This is a genomic window from Roseateles oligotrophus, from assembly GCF_025717515.1.
Lineage (GTDB): Bacteria > Pseudomonadota > Gammaproteobacteria > Burkholderiales > Burkholderiaceae_C > Paucibacter_A > Paucibacter_A oligotrophus.
Map to the genome: position 1 here is coordinate 108840 of NZ_JAJIRN010000013.1, position 19114 is coordinate 127953.

Consider the following 19114-nt stretch of genomic DNA (forward strand, 5'->3'; position numbering starts at 1 on the left):
GAAATTCCCAATACTTGCAGCAATGACTCTGGCAATTGCAAGCGCCTATCCAAGCGCCGCGTTTTCACAGTCGAACGAAGAACTTCTCAAGGAACTACGGGCCTTGCGCGACCGGGTCAACCAGTTGGAGGAGCGACTCAAGACCAAAGAGGCCAGTGAAGCCAAGCCCGCCGCCGCTCAATGGGGCATGACGCCGCAGCAGGCGCAGGACTTCAATCGCATCGCCGTAAAGACCGAGGCGCTGGAAGACAATACGGAAGCGATGGGGCTGAAGAGTCTGAAGATCAGCGGCTATATGGACCCCAGCTACATCTACAACCGCAATCAAAACCGGGCCGGGTTTCAGTTTCTGAACAATGTGGCCAATGCCACCAGCGGGGGTTACCACTACGACAACTCCTATATCGGCACGGTCGCATTGGACCTGCTCAAGGAGACCGAAGGCGGCACGCGCTGGCACCTGACCTTGTCTCCCAACCGCGGCACCGATGCGGTGATTGGCAATGGCGGGCTGGTCCAGGAAGCCAGCGTATCGATCCCCTTGGGTGATTTGCAAACCAGGTTGATTGCCGGCCATATGCCGGACTGGTCGGGCTATGAAATGCTGCAACCGACGCTCAACAAGCTCGTCACCCATAACCTGTTATTTGATTTCACCTTGCCGACCGCCTACACCGGCGCCGGCGTCGAACTGACGCGCGGCAAATGGATCACCAAGGCGATCTTGGCGAATTTGAACTCGTCGATGCAGCCTGCGGGCGAGAAGTCGCCGGTGATTGCCTACCGGGTCGACTACGCCAAGGGCGAGTTCGATGGCTTCGGCTTCGCCGGCGTGCATGGCAAGGCCGCCAACGGTGTGGGTGGCACCGGCAGCACCATGCTGAATCTGTTTGAGGTCGATGGCTACTACATTCGAGGCGATTTGACCCTGCAGGGCCAGCTCAGTTATGGCGGCCAGAAGCAGGCCTCGATCACGCCCAACCCGGACAGCGGCGCCTTGCGTGATTCCGAGTGGATGGGTTTCTCCGGCTTGGCGGCCTACAAATTCAGCCCGCGCTTCGAAACGATCGCCCGCTTTGATTACCTGAAGAACAGCAAGAACGGCGGCGGACTGCTGGGCTTCGGCGCCGACCCTCGCAACGGCATCGGCCCCACCATCACCGGCCGCGACGCAGACACCGGCGATCTGCTATTCGGTGACACCGAGCGCGGCGCCACCCGGACCGCGCTGTCCCTTGGCATCAACTACCTCTACGACCTCAACACCACCTTCAAGCTGGAATATCGCTATGACCGCGCCGACCGCTCGGTGTTCGAGTTACTCAAGGACGGCGGCTTCTCCAAGAGCAACAACCTGCTCGGTGCCTCGGTGGTCGTGAAGTTCTAAATAATCGAAAAAGGCAGATCATGAGCAAGCCCTCCATCAACTGGCATGAGCGCGCCGCCGTCTTGAAGATCGATGGTCGGCCCTTGATTGGCGGGCGCCGCGTCGAGGGCCTCAGCGGTGAGCAGTTCGACTGCATCTCGCCGATCAATGGCAAGAGCCTGGGTTCGGTGACGCGGGGCCAGGCCGCCGATATCGACGCTGCGGTGGCCTCCGCACGGGCCGCTTTTGACGATGGGCGTTGGGCTCGTAAACCGCCGGCCTCGCGCAAGCGCGTGTTGCTCAAATTCGCCGAGCTGATTCTGGCCGCCAAGGAGGAGTTGGCCCTGCTCGAAACGCTGGACATGGGCAAACCGATTCAGTATTCGCTGTCGGTTGATGTACCGGCGGCGGCGCGCTGCATCGCCTGGTACGCCGAAGCCGTCGACAAGATCTACGACGAGATCGCGCCGACCGGCCCCAACGCCTTGGCCTTGATCCAGCGCGAAGCGATGGGCGTGATCGGCGCCATCGTGCCCTGGAACTATCCGATGATCATGTCGGCCTGGAAGCTCGGGCCGGCGCTCGCCGCCGGCAATTCGGTGGTGCTGAAACCCAGCGAAAAATCCCCATTGACCGCACTGCGTCTGGCCGAGTTGGCTTTGCAGGCCGGGCTGCCCGAAGGTGTGTTCAATGTGGTGCCGGGTTTCGGCCATGAGGCCGGCGAGGCGCTGGCCCTGCATAGGGATGTGGACGCGATCGGCTTCACCGGCTCGACAAGGGTCGGCCGCAAGATGCTCGAATACGCGGGCCGCTCCAACCTGAAACGGGTCTATAACGAGCTCGGCGGCAAGTCCGCGTTTTTGGTCTTCCCGGACTTTGACGACCTCAAACGCGCCGCGCAGACCGTGGCCGGCAGCATGTTCTTCAACCAGGGCGAGTCCTGCAATGCACCGTCGCGCGTATTGGTACACGCAGACATTGCCGATGAATTCATGGCCATGGTGGCGGCCGAGGCACCCAAGTACACAGTGGGCGACCCTTTGGACGAAGCCACCGTCATGGGTGCTTTGGTGGACGAGGGCCAATTGCGCACCGTGATGGGCTATATCGAATCGGGGGTGGCCGACGGCGCCCGCGTGCTCGCGGGGGCCAAACAAACGCGCCAGGCCAGCGGCGGCTACTTTGTCGAGCCGACGGTTTTTGAAGCGCAGCCGCAGATGAAGATCGCGCGCGAAGAAATCTTCGGCCCGGTGATGAGCATGATGCGTTTCAAGGACGAAGCGGATGCGGTCGCAATTGCCAACGATAGCCCCTACGGCCTGCAAGCCAGCGTCTGGAGCAGCCATATCGACCGGGCGCACCGCGTAGCCCGTGCGCTGCGCGCCGGCACCGTCCATGTCAATCAATACGACGAGGACGATATGACGGTGCCGTTTGGAGGCTACAAGCAAAGCGGCAATGGGCGAGACAAGTCTTTGCACGCCTTTGACAAATACACCGAGCTGAAGACAACCTGGCTGCGGATCAACTAGCGCGGCCCTGTTGCCCGCAAGCAATTGACGGCGAAAGCGGTGTTTTTGAGGGTTTGGCTTCGGCCATCAAAGCTCTAAGATACACCGACACAGTCACGCCATAGCCCCCATGCCGTTCTTGCTCCCGCGTCTTCGAATCGGCCCACGCCTGGCGCTGGTTTTTTCGGTCCTGCTGGTCTTGCTTATGCTGGTGGCCGGCATGGCGATCAGCCGCTTTGCTCACTTTTCCAGCGCCTTGACGACGTTGGTGTCCGAACAGGCGCTGACCTTGGAGTTGATCAATGACATCAGCGCCGGGTCCGAAGATGCTGCGCGCAAGTTATTGGTCTTGATCAGTACCAAGCGGGACAACCGGGTGCGCGCCTATACGGAAATCGACTCGGCCAATCAGCGCCTGAACAAGTCAATGCTGCAGCTCGACGAGCGGCTCCCGGCCGGCCCACGGCGAGAGGCTTTTGTGCTCATGCGCGGCCGCCTTGAGCAATACCGTGAGCATTACGGCGAAAACGTTGATTTGCTGGAGGCCGACGATTTTGAAGAGGCGCGGCGCATGTTGGGCGGCGAGACCGAAGCCAGCCTGAGCAGCCTGGCTGAGGCCATCCGTGATCTTTCCAGCGCCGCGCAGGTTGCCGCTTTTGATGAAGCAACCCGGCTGCGCGAGCAGATTGGGCGCGACCGCAATGCGGTGCTGCTCGCCTGTTTGTTGGCTCTGATCTTGGGTTTGGGGCTGGCTGCGGCGGTCACAAGCGGTATCACAGGCCCCTTGTCCAATACCGAAGCCGGTGCTGGCTTGATCGCCTCGGGCAACTATGCGCACCGCATCTCGGTGAATGCCAACGACGAAGTTGGTCGGGTATCCAGCGCCGTCAACACCTTGGCTCAGGCGGTCGGCGACCGCGAGCGCCAATTGCAGCACCAAGCCAATACCGACCTGCTGACCGGTCTGGCGCAGCGCGGCCATTTCATCCGTCAAGGTGATGAAAAGTTGTCGAAATTGCCGCAGGGCCAGGACTCTGCTGTGCTGCTTTGTCTGGATGTGGACAGGCTCAAGGCCATCAACAACATCCTCGGTTTCGAGGCCGGCGACGCGGTACTGGTGGGAGCGGCCGGCAAGCTGCAAGCGCTGTTCAATACCAAACGCTGCCTGGGCCTGGGCCGTTTGGCCGGCGGCACCTTTGTGGCCTTGCTGCGCTTGCCAGGCTCGAATAACGCACTGGAGGCGCAGACCGTCGCGAATGAGGTGCTGCAAGCCGTTCAACACATTGTGTGCTGGCAAGGCCAGACCTTGGATCTATCCATCTCGATCGGCATGGCCCTGTTCCCCGAGCATGGTCAGGGTTGCGAAGCCTTGTTGCGCTTGGCCGAACAAGCGATGTTCGAGAGCAAGCGCATGCGCTCGCATGCCTCACTGTATGTACCGACGCTGGAGGCTGCGCGCAAACAGCAGTTGAGCCTGCTGTCCGATTTGCAAGAGGCGGTGGCGCAAAACCAATTGCGGCAATTCCTGCAGCCCAAGGTGTCGGCGCTGGACGGAAGCCTGCGCGGTGTTGAGGCCTTGGTGCGATGGCAGCACCCGGTCCGCGGTTGGTTGCCGCCGAACGAGTTTGTGCCCTTTGCCGAACATACCGGCCGCATCCGCCAGATCACCCAATGGATGTTGGAGCGCGCCGTGCGTACCCTATCGACTTGGCACGCCCAGGGTTTGCAACTGAGTCTGGCGGTCAATGTGTCAACGCTGGACCTGCAAGACCCCGGCCTTGTAGGGAGGGTCGCATCGCTGCTGAAAGAGGCCGAGCTGCCGGCGCATCTGCTGCATCTGGAACTGACCGAGTCGGGCCTGATGGCGGCCGGACCGGAGCCGATACAGGTGATGCATTCTCTGCACGAATTGGGCGTCAAGTTATCGATCGACGACTTCGGCACCGGCCAATCATCCTTGGCCTATTTGCAAATGTTGCCCGTGCATGAACTGAAAATTGACCGCAGCTTTGTCGACGGCGTCAACTTTGATGCGCGCCGCCAGGAACTGCTGGGCTCGATCGTCAAACTGGGTCATAGCTTGCGTTTGACCGTGACCGCCGAAGGCGTCGAGACCGAGGCCGAAATGGCCATATTGCGCAATGCCGGCTGTGACCTGGTGCAGGGCTACCTGGTCGCCAAGCCTATGGACACGCCGGCGTTCGAACAGTGGCGCGAGCAATATAGGCCGGCTGCCTCCGGCTAATTCAAGCGCAAAAGCACATCACGCCCCAGCCTTGCCTGGTTGCCGGCAAAGTCCTGGGCCGAGATTCGCAAGACATAGTCGCCCGGCGGCAAATGGCTGGTGCGAAAAATACCTGAGTTGCTGTCGCCGTCGCGCACCTGATTATTGAGTACATAACGGAACCTGGTGACGGCGCTGCCGTGCACGGTGACGCCGCTGCGGCTCGCATAGATGGTTTTGACCGCCGTGTCGTCGAGCGGCAGGCGTTTGAAATCCAGATTCATGCGAACCTGCTCGAAACCCGGTGCCGGACTACCGTCATTGCGCAGCAGTTGATAACCCAAGGACTGCAGACCCAGGCGACGATGGGTCTGGTTGTCATCGACCTGATCCCAGGCATCCACCACCAGTTGCAGGCCCGATTCATGGCGGGGCAGCAGCAAACGCCCCGCGCGCTTTTCCTGCCAGCGTTTGCGGCCATCGGCCCCAAAAAACTCCACCGCGTCGATATGGGGCTCGGCGTGATCGGCAAAGTCGACAAAGCCGAGTTGCAGCGGGTTGCGCTTATAGCCGTTAAGACCTAACTCCACATGCACATGGGCCATCGGATTGATCGTACCCAGCACATCGCCAGCCACAAAGCGTGTGCCTCGCCGCACCCGTATGCGTTCGAGCCGGCCGAATTCATCATTCAGCGCCAAGAAGCGCTCGGTATCCAGCAAGCGACCACTGGCACTGCGGCCGACCCGCATATGGATATAGGCGAGCGTGTCCAGCGACAAGCCTTCGCTGGTCTGGCCCATCGCCCAGGTGGCGAGCGGGCTGCTGACCTTGGCGTCCGCCATGGCCAACACCAGGGCACCGGCGGCGCCGCCGACATCCAGACCCTCATGCAAATGATCCCGGCTGTCGCCGCCATGTCGGCCGCGCACCTCGCCCGGCGTGCCGACCACCTCATGCGCTTGCATTTGAGGCTTCAAGGGCCAACGCCCGCCGGTGTCGGGCAGGGCCAAATCGGCTGCCGGGCCGATGTCGGCGCTCGATACGGCATCACCCTCGCCCGCCGCCACCGTTTGCAGCTGGTGCAGTCGATAGCCGGCCGCATCACTCAGGTGCAGCACCCCCTGGCTCGAGAGGGCCAGGCCGCTGGGCCTGGCGAACTGAGCGCTCGGGCCGCCGCTCAGCCTATGCACTTCTCCGCTGGCCGACACCTGCAATACCGCGCCATGCCGCATCACGCCGAGGTAGATGACCCCGTCATGCGTGACGGCAATGCTGAGCGGGCGGCGCAATAGCTCTTTTTCATTTTCCTGATTGCCGCGCACCAAGGTGCTGACCGAGCCGTCCGGCGTGACCCGTTTGAGCGCGTCGTTACGCGTATCGGCCACCCAGAGCATGCCCGCCGCATCCAAGGCCAGTGCCGTCGGATTATCAAAACGAGCCGCGCTGCCTTGGCCGTCTTTGTCGCCAGGGAACTTGGCTCCGGCCAGCGTGCTGACCTGCCCGTCCGGGCGGATGACGCGGATGCGATCGTTATAGGTATCGGCCACGTAGACAAGGCCCTTGGCGTCAACGGCAACGCCGAGTGGCCCATTGAACAAGGCCTGCGAGGCGGCGCCGTCGCGGTGGCCGGGGCGGCCGGTGCCGGCCAGGGTTGTGACCTGCCCGCGCGGGCTGATCTTGCGGATCGCGTGATTACCGGTGTCGGCAACATAGAGATTGCCGGCGGCGTCCAAGGCCAAACCGGACGGTGTATTCAGCGCCGCAGCCGCACCCAGGCCATCCTTGAAACCCTCCTCGCCACCAGCCAAGGTGGCGACGATGCCGGCAGGGCTGATGCTGCGAATGCGGTTGCTGGCGCCGCCATCGGCCACGTACAGCGTGCCCGAGGGGCTGAGCGCCAGGCCATAAGGGTCGGCGAAACGAGCTTGTGCGGCCGGCCCGTCTTGTACCCCCGCATGGCCGTCGCCGGCGAGCAGGCTGATGCGCGCAGCGCCGCCGAAAAGCGTTGCCGCGGGTTTGGCCATGGGCGGCAGCGCTCGCGCCGCGACCGTCGAGGAGGCGGCGCTTGCTGGCTGCTCCACCGCGGCAAAGCCAGGCGAGCGCTGCGGCAACAGTCGCGCCGACGCCAGCAACAGCATACAAACAGCGATCAGGCCCAGTCCAAGGGAGAATTCTCGACTCATGCGTTGTGGCTCAAGGGCAGGGTTTCAAGCCGAGCAAGCCGAGCTTTCTGCAGCCTGTCGCAAAGCCCGCGCCTTTGGGCTCAAGTCCCAATATTGTGCAGGCATTGTTACGGCGCCACCCCAAAGGACTCTCCATGCTCAAGCTAAACCATGTCAGCAAAACCTTCGACAACAAGGTCCGGGCGGTCAATGAGGTGTCGCTGAACCTGAGCCAGGGCGTGGTCGGCTTGATTGGCCACAACGGCGCCGGCAAGACCACGCTGATGCAGATGATTGCCACGTTGACGCGGCCCAGCAGCGGCGAAATCCTGTTCCAGGGCCAGGATATCGTCAAAAAGCCCGAGCACATCCGCCGCCGGCTAGGGTTTTTGCCGCAGGATTTTGGCGTCTACCCCAACCTCAGTGCCTTGGAATTCATGCAATATTTCGCCGCCTTGAAGGGCGTGCGCGACCCCGCCCGGATTCGCCATCTGCTCGAACTGGTGAACCTGCAAGAGCACGCCAAACGCCCCGCCGCGACCTTTTCGGGTGGAATGCGACGGCGCCTGGGGATTGCGCAAGCCTTGTTGAACGACCCGGATATCTTGATCGTTGATGAACCCACGGCCGGCCTCGACCCCGAGGAGCGCCTGCGCTTTCGCAATCTGCTCGCCGAGTTGGGTTTCAAGAAGCTGGTCATCATGTCCACCCACATCGTCTCCGATGTCGAGAGCATTGCCGGTCAGTTGGCCATCATGAAAAACGGGCAATTGATCTCCATGGAAACCCCCGACGCGATCCTGGCCGGCGCGCGCGGCCAGATCTGGCAGGCCAGCATCGACAGCGCTGACTTCGAAGACTTGCGCAGCAAAACCCATGTCTTGCACGCCCAGCGCCAGGGCGACCAGGTGACGGTGCGCATCGCCCACCCGCATGCACCTTGCCAAGGCGCTCTGCACGCCGAGCCCAGCCTGGAAGAGGCGCTGATGGCCGGCCGCTACGCCGCCTTGGAGCTGGCGGCATGAACAGGCAGATGTTCGCCATGCTGGCGCTGACCGAGTTGCGCCTGCGCGCGCGCCGAACGAGCAGTCTGGTCGCGCTGGCGGCGATGTTGGGTCTGGCCTGGTTGGTGATCGCCGCGCCGGTGGACGATACAACTTTGCTGGTGCTGAAAGACGCCCGCGTGCTGAACACCAGTGCCGCCTTGGCCTTGAGCAGTGCGGCGGAGCTGGGCTCACTGCTGGTACTGTTTGGCTTCTTCCTGCTGCGCGGCCGCGCCGGTGATGATATCCGCAGCGGCCTGGGCGGCGTGATCGCCGCCTCACCGGTCTCGAACACTTTGTTCTTGCTTACCCGCAGCGTAGCCGGCATGGCCTATCTGAGCGGCCTGGTGCTCGCCTTCATGGCCTCAACCCTGCTCTTTCAAGTCACGCAAGGCGTCGGCCCGGTCGAGCTTGGCGTCTACTTGCAGAGCTATGCGCTGGTGTTGCTGCCGACTTTGGTCTTCACCGCCAGTTGCGCCACGCTGTTTGACAGCGTTAGTGTGCTGATGGGCAAGGCCGGTGACCTGATCTATTTCTTCATCTGGGCCGGTCTGCTGGGCCTGCTGGCCAGCGTCGACAAAAGTGGCGGTCAAGCGGTTTCGTATTGGACGCTGCTGGACTTCAGCGGTGCGCTGACGAGCGTGATTCAGTTGAGCGTGCAGCTGGGCAGCACCGACTTTAATTTGGGACTCAGCAGCTTCGATCCCAAGCTGGCCCCGGTCACGATGCAACAACTGCCTTGGTCGACCTCGCTGCTGCTGATGCGCTCGCTCACCTTGGCCTTGGCCTTGACCCCGCTGCTCTTGGCCACGCTTTGCTTTCACCGCTATTCACCCGACCGGGTGAAGGTCAGCGCGGCTGCAGCAAGGCGCTCGCCCTTGGCCGTCATCAATACCTTGCTGCGCCCATTGAGCCGCTTGGCCCAGCCCTTGTTTCGGCTGGCCGCCTGGCTGCCCGGCATGGCCGGGCAAGTGCTGGCCGATACCGCCTTGACCTTGGCGAGCTCGCCGCTGTCGATGGCCTTGTTGCTCTTGTCGCTGGCGGCCGCCATCGCTCTGCCGCCGCAGCTGCTGGGTGGGCTGTTGATCCCTGTCTCGGTATTTTGGGGTGTATTGATCAGCGACCTGAGCAGCCGAGACTTCCAGGCCAACACCGAATTTCTGAGCGGAACCATGCCCGGAGGAGCCGCCCGCCGCCACCTGCGCCAACTCGCCGCCGCCTGCCTTTTGGGCTTGCTGTTCATGGGCTTGATTGCGCTGCGCTGGGCGGCCGCGGGTGAATGGCTGCGTTGCCTGGCCTTGATCTCTGGTGTACTGAGCATGAGCGCGCTGGCCAGCCTTTTGGGCGTGCTGACCGGCAACCCACGTTGCTTCCTGGGCTTCTACCTGGGAGGCTTGTACATCGCCTTGAATGCACGCGATTTAGCTCCGGCCGACGCGTTCGGCTTCAACGGTTCGGCCAACGCTTTCTCGATCGGCGGCTACCTTGTTGTGGCCGCTGTGACCGGCTTGACGGCTTATGCCTGGCAAGTTCGACGCGCCCGCTGAGGGAGGCCGCAAATGCGGAGCGCTCAAATGAGGCCCAAAGACACCCAGTTCGATTGACTGGCCGCGGTCTATTTCGGCGAAACTGAGCGGGCACAATCACCGCTCATCAAGGCCAAGCATGGAATGGTTCGCTCTCAATCAGGACGTCAAGGCCATGGAGGCCGGGCTGAACGATTTGGTCGGCGTGCAACGCTTGGACCTGCTGATCCCCATGGCCTGGCAATTGCGCCAACGTGACAGCCACCGCGCATTGATCCTGGCCGCTGAAGCAGAGTCGCTGCTTTCGAACTCGCAGCACCTGGATGAGCTCGACAAAGAAGGCCAGCGCGCCCGCTTGCGCCTGCTCAGCGCCGAGGTCAGTTGGCTGTATGGGCAGCTCGAGACGGCCGAGCAATTGGCCGAATCAGCCTTGGCCTTCTTCGAGCAGATTGGCGACCATGTCGGTCTAGGGGACGCTCGCTCCAACTTGGCTGTCGTGTGTCAAGAGCGTGGGGACACAAGGCGCGGCGATGAGTTTTTGAATTCCGCAATAGAGGACTACCGCATCTGCGGCGATGGCGAACGACTGGCCGCAGCCCAAGCACGCGACTTGGCGCTGACCGCATTTCGCGATGCCCCCGCCACGGCGGCATGCCTTTGCGAGCTGTTTGATGGGCAACGCATCCAAACGCTTGGTTTGGCCGCCAGCGCTTGTTTGGCCAGCTCGCAAGCCATCCTGGCCAGTCTGACGGGCGCGCTCAGCGCCGGCAGCCAGTTCTTTGTGCAGTCCTTCAACGCAGCAACCGAGACCGGCCAGTTACGCCTGGCCATCTATGCTGCGGGCAATGCGGCCGACGCATTGGCCTCGCTGGGCGATATGGACGCGGCCTTGGAATGGGGTGAGCGCGGCTTGAGCGCGGCCCGCAGCGCCGGTTGGCCGGCGCCACTGGCTTTGGCCTTGATGCAGACCGGCAACATCCAGCGCCTGCTGGGCCGCCATACCGACGCAAGGTCCACGCTCAATGAAGCCCTGCTGGTGCTGCAAGACCTGCCTGCCTCGCAAGGCCATATGCTGACTCAGCTGTATTTGGGCGACCTGGCGCTCGAAACCGGCTCGCCCGATGTGGCGCTGGTTCATTTCTGCAGGGCCGAGGAAAAAGCCACATCGGGGCGCAGTGCCGCCTATCTTTACCGCTCGTGGAGCGGCCAAGCGGTGGCGCTTTGCCGGCTGGGTCAGGCCGAAGAAGCCTTGAACAAGGTGACTGCGGCACTGAAGCTGGCACGCCAGCAAGGCGGCACCGATGATCAGGTGAAGATCTTGCGGGTCTTTGCCGAGCTGTACCAGACCTATGTCTTGCCCGCGCCCGCAGACATGAGCGAAGCCAACCCGGTCTTGCACTACCTGAAACAAGCGCTGGCTGTTGCCGCCGGTATTGAGGCCTATGTCGTGCCCTCCGAGTTGCTCAACGAGTTGGCCAATGCCTATGCTGCCAGCGGGGATGAGCAACAGGCGCTGACCTATGGACAGGCCGCAGCCCAAGCACGCAGCAATAAAAGACTCGAACAGGCCCGCAATCGTGCGGAGTCCTTGCTGGTGCGCCAGGACAGCGAGCGCGCGCGCGCCGAGGCAAGGAGCCAGCGTGAACTGGCCGAGGCACAGGCACAGCGAGCCCAGGCCTTGGAAGAAGCCAGCGCCACACTGCAGGTGCTGAGTCAGATCGGGCTTGAGTTGACCGGCAATCTGAAGGCCGAAGCAATTTTCTCCACCTTCCATCGCCATCTTGAGCAACTGATGGACGTGTGTGCCTTCTTCGTCTATTTGCTTGATGCAGGCGGAGACAGCCTGAGCGCGGCCTTCGCGAGCTCGGGTGCGGCCGAATTCAAGGCCCCGCGAATCCCTCTGAATCACCCCGACTCCTACACCGCCCAATGCGCCCGCGAAGGGCTGCAACTCGGCACGGGTCGAGCCAACAAATCGCTTCATCCCGAATCCTTGCTAGGGCCGATCGAGATGCTCAGCATGCTGTTCACACCGCTATTTATCGGCGAGCGTTTGCTGGGTGTGATGTCGGTGCAGGCCATAAATGCCGATGCCTACGGCGAACGCGAAGCGGCCATTTGCCGAACGCTTTGCTCCTACGGTGCAATTGCACTCGAAAACGCCGGCGCCTACGCGCTGGCCGAAGCCGCCCAACAGCGAGCCAATCAGGCCCTGCTCGAGCTGGAATTGGCCCAAGCCAAGCTGGCCGATCGGGCCGAGTGGCTGGCCGGCGAGGTCGCCAAGGCCACGCAAGAGGTGCTGGCGCGTGAACGCGAAACCGTCGTGCGTCTGTCCAAAGCGGCCGAGTACCGTGACCCGGAAACCGGTGCGCACATCCTGCGCATGGCCCATTATTCGGAGCTGATTGCCCAAGGTCTTGGTTTGCCGGATGCCGATCGGCAACTGCTGCTGGAGGCCGCTCCGATGCACGACATCGGCAAGGTCGGCATCACCGACTCCATCTTGCTCAAGCCGGGCCGTTTGACGCCGGAAGAGTTCGAAGTGATGAAACGACATGCCCAGATCGGACATGAAATTCTGAAAGACAGCTCATCAATGGTCTTGCAGACGGGCGCGGCGATTGCACTCGGTCATCATGAAAAATTCGACGGCAGCGGCTATCCGCAAGGCCTGATCGGCGAAGCAATCCCGATCTTCAGCCGCATCGTCGCGGTGGCCGACGTGTTTGACGCGCTGACCTCGGAGCGGCCCTATAAAAAAGCCTGGTCGCTGGAACAAGCGGCCGAGCATTTAAGAAGCCATAGCGGCACCCATTTTGATCCGCGCTGTGTGGACTGCTTCTTCGCTCGCTGGGACGAAGTGCTGGCGATTCGGCAACGTTTCAAGGACGAGGAATAGGCATTCCTCAGCGCGCATCAAGTGCGCATCAAGGGCGCATCAAGGGCGCTTCTTTTTCGGATCGCCCTGCCGCATCGCTACGATATTCTTCTCCCGCCGCGCGGCCTTGCGGTCTTCCATGCGCTGCATCGCCTTGCGCCGGGTCAGGCCGCTTGAATCGGCCCAGGCCCACCACAGCACAGCCGCACCGAACGGGGCCAGCACCAGCAGCCAGTTCCAGTCCGCGACCGGCGCGACGCCCAACAGCTTCAGAAGCAGCGTCAGTACGCCGATAGCAACAAACCACATGAATAGTTCTCCGATTGAATGCCCGGTCAACACCGGCTTGGCCTCTAGAATGAGTCAAGTTTGGCCTTGGCAAACTGTAGTTCACATTCAAGCCTGGACCGGCCGTCAGTATTTTTGTTTGTAACCGAAAGGACCTCATGAAATTCTCCACGACTTTTCTACCCGCTTTGACCGCCTTGGCAGCCATCGCCTTGGCGCCGTCGGCCTTCGCCAACGCCGAATTGGCGCAAAAGAAGAACTGCATGGCCTGCCATGCCGTCGACAAGAAGATTGTCGGCCCGGCCTATAAGGACGTGGCGGCCAAATACGCCAAGGACAAGGAAGCCGTCGCCAAACTGGCCGACAAGATCGTCAAGGGTGGCTCCGGCGTCTGGGGCCCGGTGCCTATGCCGGCCAATGCTCAAGTGTCGGCCGATGAAGCCAAGACCCTGGCTGCCTGGGTGCTGGCTGCCAAGTGAGTTCGGTGATCTGAAGAAAACCGAGCCCGGCCTAAGGCCGGGTTTTTTTTCGCAATCGAATGGAACCAGGCCGGATTGAACCCATGCCCAGCAGTTCTTTGAGGTCGACCCCATGGCGGGCCTACGCCGCCCTTGCCCTCAGCACCAGCCTGGTGGGGAGTTATGTGGGCCTGTCCAAGCTGCTCTTGCTGGTGTTCCCGGTGTTCTTGCTGGCCTGGCTGCGCTTCGGCATCGCTGCGCTGCTGATGCGGTCCTGGCTCAAGCGCGGGCCGACCGAGCCGGCGCTGGATGGCCGCACGCGCTGGCTGCTGTTTTTCGAGTCCTTCATCGGCAACTTTCTGTTCTCGATCTGCCTGCTGTTTGGCCTGCGCCACAGCTCGGCCATCGTCGCCGGCGTGATACTGGCCGGCATTCCAGCCGCCGTCGCCTTGCTCAGCTGGATTTTTCTGCGCGAAAAAATCGGCGCGCGCGGCTGGCTGGCCGTCTTGCTCGGCGTGGCCGGCATCAGCCTGGTGGCGCTGAGCCGCAGCCCCTCGCAAGGGGCCGAGCTTGCCACACCGCTGGGGGCGGGCCTGCTGCTCGCGGCCACGTTTTGCGAGGCCAGTTATGTGGTGATAGGCAAACGCCTGACGGCGCAGATCTCCGCGCGCCGCATCAGTGCCTTGATCAATTTATGGGGCCTGATCTTGGTCACACCCTTGGGCCTGTGGCAGGCCTGGGGCTTTGATTTCGCCGGACCCCGCGTGGCCGACTGGGGCTTGCTGGCCTTTTACGCGGCGGCGGCCAGCATGGTCAGCGTCTGGCTGTGGATGACGGGGCTGCGCCAGGTGCCGGCCGCCCGAGCCGGCGTCTTCATGGTGTTTTTACCCATCGCCACCGGCTTGATCGGCTTGGCGCTGGGAGAACGACTCGGCTTGGTGCAGGCCGGCGCCTACGCCTTGGCCTTGGCCGGCGTACTGCTGGCAACTTGGCCGGTGCGACAGAGCGTTAGCTGAGCTAAAGTCTCGGCCATGCAAATCGATTTTGTCTCGGACGTTTCCTGCCCCTGGTGCGCCATCGGCCTCAAGTCACTGGAGCAGGCACTGCTCAAGCTGCCCGAGCTCAAGGTCGAGCTGCATTTCCAGCCCTTCGAGCTGAACCCGCAAATGGCTGCCGAAGGTGAGGAAATCAACGCTCACTTGGCGCGCAAATACGGCGCGTCGCCGGCCCAGCTGGAGCAAACCCGTGAGGCGATTCGCCAGCGCGGCGCGGAACTTGGTTTTGCCTTCACCAAGGGTGCACGCGACCGCATCTACAACACCTTTGACGCGCACAGACTCTTGCACTGGGCCGGCCAGCAAAACCCAGATTTGCAGCAGCGCTTGAAGCTGGCCCTGCTGAAGGCTTATTTCACCGAGGGCAAAAACCCGGGTTCGCACGCGGTGCTGCTGGAGGCCGCAGTTGGCGTTGGCCTCGACGCCCAAGCGGCAGCCCGGCTCTTGGCCTCGAACGATTTAGCCGACGAGGTGCGCGAGGCCGAGGCTTTTTGGCAGGCACAGGGCATCAGCTCGGTGCCTGCCGTCATCATCAACCGGCGCCATTTGATTTCGGGCGGACAGCCGCCCGATGTCTTCGAGCAAGCCTTGCGGCAAATCGCTGCGGAGTCCGCTGCGGATTGATTTCACTTGGAGGCGTCGACATGAGCAAATGGGCGCAACACGGCAGCTACTCGCTGCATTGGCAAGGCGATGTGTTGATGGCGGTTTATGGCGGCGCCTGGAACGAAGTTGCGGCCAGGAATCTGCACCGCGCGGCACTGGCCTTGTGGCGAGAGCGCGGGAGCGGGGACAAAACAAGGCATTGGGGGCTACTCAGCGACGCCCGCGATTGGGACGGCGGCACGCCCGAAGCCCTAGAGGCCTGGTGGGCGTTTTTTGCCGATGGCGTCAATCACGGCATGGTCGCTGTGACCGATGTTCTGCCCTCGCGATTTCATGCGGCCATGGTACGCAAGCTGGCCGAACGAGCCGTGCAAATAGCGCCTTATCGCAACAGTGCCTGCGTCGAAGAAGGCCTTGCCTGGCTGGCGCAGCAAGGCCTCAACATCGCCGACGCCGAACCTAAGCCTTAGCGCTTGATTGCGGCGGCTTCAGCAGCCAGCCGGGTGATGCGTGCCCAGTCGCCCGCATCGACCGCATCTTGCGGCGTCAACCAAGAGCCCCCACAAACCTTGACGTTAGGCAGGCTCAAGAATTGCGGCGCGGTTTCCAGCGTGATGCCGCCGGTGGGGCAAAACGCCACATCGGCGAACGGGCCGCCCAGCGCCTTGAGCAGATTGATGCCACCCACCGCCACGGCCGGGAACAGCTTCAAAAAACTGTAGCCGGCGGCATTCGCCTGCATCACTTCGCTGGCGGTCGACACGCCCGGCAACAAAGGCAGGCCCTGCTCGATGCAGGCCGCGCCGATCGCGTCGGTGAAGCCCGGGCTGACCCCGAACTGGCAGCCGGCATTGCGCGCCGCCCGCACATCTTCAACCGTGCGCAGCGTGCCGGCGCCAACGATGGCCTCGGGCACCGCGCGTGCCATTGCCTCCATTGCCTGCAAGGCACAAGAAGTGCGCAGCGTCACCTCCAGCACGCGCACGCCGCCGGCCACCAGGGCCTGCGCCAGGGGCACGGCGTCTTCCAGACGCTGGATCACGATGACCGGGATCACCGGGCCGTAACTGGCCAAACTCAGGGTGTTCAAAATGCTCATGCTTGCTGCTTTCTTTGGTGAATCTTCAGAGCCGGGACTCAAAGCCAGCTGATGGCGCCTTCTTCGGCGCTCTTGACATTGCGGCGCAGGCCGGCAAACAGCTCACGGCCCAGGCCATGGCCGTTCTCCTCCACCTGCTCGGGCGTGATGGTGGCCAGTTCACGCGCCGCCCATTCGGCCGCCGGCACCAGGGCCAGCAAATCGCCGTTGACGGCGTCCATGCGCACCACATCGCCGTCGCGCAGCTTGGCCAGCGGCCCGCCGGCCAAGGCCTCGGGCGAAACATGGATGGCGGCCGGAATCTTGCCCGAGGCGCCACTCATGCGGCCATCGGTCACCAAGGCGACCTTGAAGCCCTTGCCCTGCAGAACAGCCAGCGGTGGTGTCAGCTTGTGCAGCTCGGGCATGCCGTTAGCCTGCGGGCCCTGAAAGCGCACGACGACAACCACATCGCGCTCCAACTCGCCCGCCTTGAAGGCGGCCAACATCGAATCCTGGCAGCTAAAGATGCGCACCGGCGCTTCGACAATATGGCGGTCATCCGGCACGGCCGAGGTCTTGATCACCGCGCGGCCGAGGTTGCCGTCCAGCAGCTTCAGGCCGCCGGTGGGGCTGAACGGCGCGGCAGCGGTGCGCACCACCGCCTCGTCGCCACTGGCCGGGGCCAGGTCTTGCCAGACCACGCCTCCCCCTTCGCCCAGGCTTGGCAAACGCGCAAACGGACGCAGCGAATCGCCGGCCACGCTCGTCACGTCGGCATACATCAGGCCGGCGTCCATCAACTCGCGGATCACAAAAGCGGGGCCGCCAGCGTCCTGGAACTGGTTCACATCGGCGGCGCCGTTCGGGTAGACGCGTGACAGCAGCGGTGTCATGCCGGACAACTCCGAGAAGTCGCTCCAGTCAATGATGATGCCGGCCGCCCGCGCCACCGCCACCCAGTGGATCAGGTGATTGGTGGAACCGCCGGTGGCCAAGAGTGCAACCATCGCGTTGACGATCACCCGCTCATCGACCAAGCGGCCGATCGGCGTGTAACGCATCTTGTGCGTGATGGCCAGGGCATTGCGCACCGCCTCGCGGGTCAGCGCCTCGCGCAGCGGGTCATGCGGGTGGACAAAGGCGGCACCCGGCACATGCAAGCCCATGGCCTCCAGCAACATCTGATTGCTATTGGCGGTGCCGTAGAAGGTGCAGGTGCCGGCGCCGTGATAGGCGGCGGACTCGGCCTTCAAAAGCTCGTCACGGCCGACCAGGCCCTGCGCGAACTTTTCGCGCACCTTGGCTTTCTCGTTATTCGGCAGGCCGCTGCTCATCGGGCCGGCCGGCACAAAGACGCAAGGCAGATGGCCGAAGTGCAAGGCACCGATCAAGAGACCGGGCACGATCTTGTCGCAGATGCCCAAGAGCAGCGCCGCGTCAAACACATCATGGCTGAGGCCGATGGCCGTACTCATCGCGATGTTGTCGCGCGAGAACAGGCTCAGCTCCATGCCGGGAAAGCCTTGCGTGACGCCGTCACACATCGCCGGCACGCCGCCGGCCACCTGCACGGTGGCGCCCTGCTTATGGGCCTCGTCGCGGATCAGCGCGGGGTAGACCTCATAGGGCTGGTGGGCCGACAACATATCGTTGTAGGACGTGATGATGGCCAGATGCGGCGCCTTTTCGGCCACGATGCGCAGCTTGTCATTGGCCGGCATCGCCGCCACCGCATGGGCCACATTGGCGCAACCCATGCGCTCGATGCCGCGCTTGCGGCCGGCCATGCGGTCAATACCGGCCAGATAGGCGCTACGGGTAGCGGCGCTGCGCTGGCGAATCCGTTCGGTGACGGTGAGTAATGTCTGGTTCATTTACACGACCGATGTAACTCGGAGAGGTGAAAGTTGGTAACCATATTACAAGATTTCGCCCGCTGCGGGTTACATCCGAGGTACAGGCGCTGCGATATCACCATCGCCCGCTCTGGCAACACCGGCTTGCGCCGCTACGCTGCCGACCAAGCTGATGCCCGCAACGGTCAGCGCGCACCTAGACAAAAAATTTATCGGGAGAGACCGGCGCATCAGTAAGGATTGGCAAGGATCGGCAATGCGGCCGTCTCCCACGAAGATTGGGCGGCACGCAAGGAGCAGATAGCCTCCCACAGATAGGAGTCGCTGGCGATGACGGGAGGCAGCGAAGCCTTGTTGGCTGAACGCCGGGTCGATCTGCTCAGCCCCCTTTGGATGAGCTGACAAGTTTGCGCGCACTGTCCTTGCAGCAATCGCGACAAGACCTGCCCTAGGCCGTCACCGACCTGGTCTCTATCGCCGGCGTGGTGGGCAGCTACTCAGCCGCGACGCGATACTGCCCGGCAGCAGCCTCTTGGCCGAGACCCGCGCCGCCCATTCGTATATTGACCCGCCGCGCGAGCGCCACCTCAGCAGCTGGATGCACGCCAGCACCAGCGAACGCGGCTACCCGAGAGAAGCCTTGTTCCGCAGCCTGGTCAAGTGGGTATTGGCTGCGGAGCCCGGCGCTCACTCCCCCAGATAAGCCGCCCTGACCTTCGGATCATCCAGCAGCGTCTTGCCCTCGCCCGTCATCGTCACCAGGCCCGACTCCATCACATAGCCCCGGTTGGCAATCTGCAGCGCGCGGCTGGCGTTTTGCTCCACCAACAATATGGTCACACCCTGCTTGTGGATGTCGTTGATGACCTCGAAGATCTTGTCCACCATGATGGGGCTCAGGCCCATCGACGGTTCGTCCAAGAGCAGCACTTTCGGCTGCGTCATCAAGGCGCGGCCCATCGCCAGCATCTGCTGCTCGCCGCCCGACATCGTGCCGGCCAGTTGCAAACGCCGCTCTTTGAGGCGAGGGAAGATGCCGAACACCTTGTCGATGTCG

At 62.8% G+C, this 19114-nt stretch carries 16 protein-coding genes; 11 read left to right on the top strand and 5 right to left on the bottom strand.

The features are described from left to right. The first annotated feature begins 22 nt into the window (after positions 1–22). The 3 genes from LNV07_RS24610 (at position 23) to LNV07_RS24620 (ending at position 5122) form a co-directional block, all read left to right on the top strand. Positions 23–1387 carry a DUF3138 family protein gene (locus LNV07_RS24610; protein WP_263573856.1) on the top strand — a complete coding sequence of 455 codons (1365 nt, stop codon included), beginning with the start codon at positions 23–25 and terminating at the stop codon, positions 1385–1387. A 20-nt stretch (positions 1388–1407) separates the two neighbouring features. Next, positions 1408–2898 carry an aldehyde dehydrogenase gene (locus tag LNV07_RS24615; protein WP_263573857.1) on the top strand — a complete coding sequence of 497 codons (1491 nt, stop codon included), beginning with the start codon at positions 1408–1410 and terminating at the stop codon, positions 2896–2898. A 109-nt stretch (positions 2899–3007) separates the two neighbouring features. Continuing rightward, a complete protein-coding gene (locus tag LNV07_RS24620; RefSeq protein WP_263573858.1) occupies positions 3008–5122 on the top strand; it encodes a putative bifunctional diguanylate cyclase/phosphodiesterase in 2115 nt (704 codons plus the stop codon). Here LNV07_RS24620 and LNV07_RS24625 read toward each other — a convergent pair. After that, positions 5119–7287 (bottom strand): NHL repeat-containing protein, encoded by a 2169-nt coding sequence (locus LNV07_RS24625; RefSeq protein WP_263573859.1) that lies wholly within the window; start codon positions 7285–7287, stop codon positions 5119–5121. The two genes, LNV07_RS24620 and LNV07_RS24625, sit on opposite strands and share 4 nt — an antisense overlap. A gap of 134 nt (positions 7288–7421) precedes the next feature. On the opposite strand from LNV07_RS24625, the gene LNV07_RS24630 reads away from it, so the two are divergent. From LNV07_RS24630 to LNV07_RS25485, 3 genes are all read left to right on the top strand, one after another. Continuing rightward, complete coding sequence (locus LNV07_RS24630; protein ID WP_263573860.1) at positions 7422–8291, top strand: ABC transporter ATP-binding protein; 870 nt, start codon at positions 7422–7424, stop codon at positions 8289–8291. Beyond that, complete coding sequence (locus tag LNV07_RS24635; RefSeq protein ID WP_263573861.1) at positions 8288–9856, top strand: hypothetical protein; 1569 nt, start codon at positions 8288–8290, stop codon at positions 9854–9856. Before LNV07_RS24630 ends, LNV07_RS24635 begins: the two co-directional genes overlap by 4 nt. Before the next feature lie 118 nt (positions 9857–9974). After that, positions 9975–12734: an HD domain-containing phosphohydrolase gene (locus LNV07_RS25485; RefSeq protein WP_318013805.1), complete on the top strand. Its 2760-nt coding sequence runs from the start codon at positions 9975–9977 to the stop codon at positions 12732–12734. Between the two features lie 39 nt (positions 12735–12773). Here LNV07_RS25485 and LNV07_RS24650 read toward each other — a convergent pair whose 3' ends face one another. Then, the gene (locus LNV07_RS24650) at positions 12774–13022 is read right to left on the bottom strand and encodes a TIGR04438 family Trp-rich protein (RefSeq protein ID WP_263573862.1); all 249 of its coding nucleotides are present in this window, start codon (positions 13020–13022) and stop codon (positions 12774–12776) included. A 137-nt stretch (positions 13023–13159) separates the two neighbouring features. Between LNV07_RS24650 and LNV07_RS24655 the strand changes: the two genes are divergently transcribed. The 4 genes from LNV07_RS24655 (at position 13160) to LNV07_RS24670 (ending at position 15590) form a co-directional block, all read left to right on the top strand. After that, positions 13160–13480, top strand: a complete 321-nt coding sequence (locus LNV07_RS24655) for a c-type cytochrome (protein WP_263573863.1) — start codon at positions 13160–13162, stop codon at positions 13478–13480. Positions 13481–13563: 83 nt separating this feature from the next. Continuing rightward, positions 13564–14475: a DMT family transporter gene (locus tag LNV07_RS24660; RefSeq protein ID WP_263573864.1), complete on the top strand. Its 912-nt coding sequence runs from the start codon at positions 13564–13566 to the stop codon at positions 14473–14475. 15 nt (positions 14476–14490) lie between these two features. Beyond that, a complete protein-coding gene (locus LNV07_RS24665; RefSeq protein ID WP_263573865.1) occupies positions 14491–15138 on the top strand; it encodes a DsbA family oxidoreductase in 648 nt (215 codons plus the stop codon). 20 nt (positions 15139–15158) lie between these two features. Further along, positions 15159–15590 (top strand): hypothetical protein, encoded by a 432-nt coding sequence (locus tag LNV07_RS24670; RefSeq protein WP_263573866.1) that lies wholly within the window; start codon positions 15159–15161, stop codon positions 15588–15590. Here LNV07_RS24670 and LNV07_RS24675 read toward each other — a convergent pair. Both LNV07_RS24675 and edd read right to left on the bottom strand, forming a co-directional pair. After that, positions 15587–16219 carry a bifunctional 4-hydroxy-2-oxoglutarate aldolase/2-dehydro-3-deoxy-phosphogluconate aldolase gene (locus LNV07_RS24675; protein ID WP_263573867.1) on the bottom strand — a complete coding sequence of 211 codons (633 nt, stop codon included), beginning with the start codon at positions 16217–16219 and terminating at the stop codon, positions 15587–15589. The two genes, LNV07_RS24670 and LNV07_RS24675, sit on opposite strands and share 4 nt — an antisense overlap. Positions 16220–16257: 38 nt before the next feature. Then, the gene (gene edd, locus LNV07_RS24680; RefSeq protein WP_263573868.1) at positions 16258–18075 is read right to left on the bottom strand and encodes a phosphogluconate dehydratase; all 1818 of its coding nucleotides are present in this window, start codon (positions 18073–18075) and stop codon (positions 16258–16260) included. Between the two features lie 514 nt (positions 18076–18589). Here edd and LNV07_RS24685 point away from each other — a divergent pair. Continuing rightward, positions 18590–18760: a hypothetical protein gene (locus tag LNV07_RS24685; RefSeq protein ID WP_263573869.1), complete on the top strand. Its 171-nt coding sequence runs from the start codon at positions 18590–18592 to the stop codon at positions 18758–18760. On the opposite strand, the gene LNV07_RS24690 is transcribed toward LNV07_RS24685, so the two are convergent. Further along, positions 18745–19114 (bottom strand): ABC transporter ATP-binding protein (locus tag LNV07_RS24690; protein ID WP_263573870.1); only part of this gene is annotated, 370 nt, incomplete at its 5' end. The genes LNV07_RS24685 and LNV07_RS24690 overlap by 16 nt on opposite strands.

Coding starts and splice junctions, on each gene's coding strand:
- LNV07_RS24610 (WP_263573856.1), top strand. CDS start 23: ATGACTCTGGCAATTGCAAGCGCCTATCCAAGCGCCGCGTTTTCACAG.
- LNV07_RS24615 (WP_263573857.1), top strand. CDS start 1,408: ATGAGCAAGCCCTCCATCAACTGGCATGAGCGCGCCGCCGTCTTGAAG.
- LNV07_RS24620 (WP_263573858.1), top strand. CDS start 3,008: ATGCCGTTCTTGCTCCCGCGTCTTCGAATCGGCCCACGCCTGGCGCTG.
- LNV07_RS24625 (WP_263573859.1), bottom strand. CDS start 7,287: ATGAGTCGAGAATTCTCCCTTGGACTGGGCCTGATCGCTGTTTGTATG.
- LNV07_RS24630 (WP_263573860.1), top strand. CDS start 7,422: ATGCTCAAGCTAAACCATGTCAGCAAAACCTTCGACAACAAGGTCCGG.
- LNV07_RS24635 (WP_263573861.1), top strand. CDS start 8,288: ATGAACAGGCAGATGTTCGCCATGCTGGCGCTGACCGAGTTGCGCCTG.
- LNV07_RS25485 (WP_318013805.1), top strand. CDS start 9,975: ATGGAATGGTTCGCTCTCAATCAGGACGTCAAGGCCATGGAGGCCGGG.
- LNV07_RS24650 (WP_263573862.1), bottom strand. CDS start 13,022: ATGTGGTTTGTTGCTATCGGCGTACTGACGCTGCTTCTGAAGCTGTTG.
- LNV07_RS24655 (WP_263573863.1), top strand. CDS start 13,160: ATGAAATTCTCCACGACTTTTCTACCCGCTTTGACCGCCTTGGCAGCC.
- LNV07_RS24660 (WP_263573864.1), top strand. CDS start 13,564: ATGCCCAGCAGTTCTTTGAGGTCGACCCCATGGCGGGCCTACGCCGCC.
- LNV07_RS24665 (WP_263573865.1), top strand. CDS start 14,491: ATGCAAATCGATTTTGTCTCGGACGTTTCCTGCCCCTGGTGCGCCATC.
- LNV07_RS24670 (WP_263573866.1), top strand. CDS start 15,159: ATGAGCAAATGGGCGCAACACGGCAGCTACTCGCTGCATTGGCAAGGC.
- LNV07_RS24675 (WP_263573867.1), bottom strand. CDS start 16,219: ATGAGCATTTTGAACACCCTGAGTTTGGCCAGTTACGGCCCGGTGATC.
- edd (WP_263573868.1), bottom strand. CDS start 18,075: ATGAACCAGACATTACTCACCGTCACCGAACGGATTCGCCAGCGCAGC.